This is a genomic window from Variovorax sp. P4_D9, assembly GCF_056401695.1.
This window is the reverse complement of record NZ_JBFUIU010001241.1, coordinates 1-1942: the sequence shown is the minus strand read 5'-3', so window position 1 is coordinate 1942 and position 1942 is coordinate 1. Positions and strand designations below refer to the sequence as shown.

Annotated in this window: 1 protein-coding gene; it reads left to right on the top strand. The window is 60.8% G+C overall.

Annotated elements, in window-relative coordinates:
• On the top strand, positions 1-1469 hold a 1469-nt coding region (locus AC1DY5_RS53480; RefSeq protein ID WP_478122328.1), incomplete at its 5' end, for a DNA polymerase II.
• Between the last annotated feature and the right edge of the window lie 473 nt (positions 1470-1942).

Sequence of the window (1942 nt, the reverse complement as noted above, 5' to 3'; positions counted from 1 at the left end):
CGCAAGAACTGCTGGGCGAGGGCAAGGCCATCGGCGATGAGTACGACAAGATGGCAGAGATTGAGCGACGGTACCAGGAAGACAAGCCCGCACTTGCGCTCTACAACATTCGAGACTGCGAGCTGGTTCTGCGCATCTTCGAGAAGGCGAAACTGCTCCAGTTCGTGATGGAACGTGCTCACACCACGGGCCTGCAGGCAGACCACTTCGGTGGCTCAATTGCCGCGTTCAGCCACCACTATCTGCCGCGGATGCATCGCTTGGGCTACGTGGCGCCGAACGTGGGCGAGATTCCGAGCAAGGCCTTCCCCGGTGGGTACGTGATGGACTCGAAACCAGGGTTCTACGACTCCGTCGTGGTCCTGGACTACAAGAGCCTCTACCCCTCGATTATTCGAACGTTCCTTGTCGACCCTGTGGGCTTTGTGGAAGGCTCGAACGCCAGCGACCCGGCAATGGTCATTAAGGGGCCGCGAGGGACCGCTTTCTCGCGCGAGAAGCATTGCCTGCCGGAAATCGTGACCACCCTCTGGCGGGCTCGGGACGAGGCCAAGCTGGTCAAGAACGAGTCGCTGTCCCAAGCCCTGAAGTTGCTCATGAACTCCTTCGCGGGAGTGCTTGGTGCGGCCGACTGCCGCTTCTTCAATCCCAAGGTCGTGTCTGCCGTAACCCTTCGTGGGCACGAGATGATGAAGCTCACGCGCGAATTCGTGGAGAACCGGGGTTACGGCGCTATCTATGGTGACACCGACTCCATCTTTATCTGGCTCAGGCGTACCCACACCAACGAGGAAGCGCACGCCATCGCGGCAAACTTGGTGAGAGACATCAACGACTGGTGGACGCGTACCCTCCGGGAGGAGCACGGCCTGGAGAACTTCCTTGAAATCGAATTCGACACCCACTACAAGAAGTTCTTTATGCCCACCATTCGTGGCTCAGACGTGGGCAGCAAGAAGCGCTACGCGGGCCTGAGCTCGGATGCCACGGGCAAGGAGGAGATGGTCTACCGCGGCTTGGAGATGGCCCGCAGCGACTGGACCCCGTTGGCGCGCCAGTTCCAGGAGGGTCTGCTTTCGCGCATCTTCCATGGCGACCCTTACAAGGAGTTCGTGACCGACTATGCGCAGTCGACGCTAGATGGCCGGAAGGATGACCTTCTCATCTACAGGAAGCGCCTGCGCCATCGCCTCGATGCCTACTTGGTCAACGTGCCGCCGCAGGTCCGCGCCGCTCGCATCGCCGACGAGTACAACGGTCGGGTCAACCGACCTAAGCAGTATCAGAAAGGTGGTTGGATTCGATACGTCATGACTCAAAACGGGCCGGAGCCGCTGGAAACGCGCCATTCCCGCATCGACTACGAACACTATCTGACCAAGCAACTCCAGCCGATTGCCGACGCCATCCTCCAGCCGATGGGGGAAAGTTTCATGGCCCTGACAACCTCACAGCAAGGTCTTTTCTAAACGTCTCCCCAGGTCTTCAACCCTTCCGTCGAGGGCCAGTCCCAGTGGCCGGGCCCAGCCTGACAGGCTACAGTCGGCCATGGCCGGTCGGTCGCGACCGTCACCTCTCGGGGCGGCCCGCCGAGTACGGATCTTCGGGTTCAGCCCCACGGACATCACGGTATTGATACGGAAACAGGCCGGCGCCAATACATATCTCGGAGATGGGCTTGCGCCGTGTGCATTGATGCGGGCGTCACGCTTTCGGCGGAACGTTTGGAGCGCAAGGCTGCCGCACAAGCGGAGCGTTGTCGTGGAAGCGGTTCGCTTGCGGAAATTGTAGGAAGCACCTGATCAGACGTGCAAGCGCGCGATGGCGCGCTCGATCCGGGCTCTCAGGGCGTTGGCGCCTTGTTCATCTCAGCTAGGTCTTTGGCATGCAGGAGCATTTGTCGCGCCTCGGCCGGCGGCGCCTTTCGGGCACGCAGCAAGGC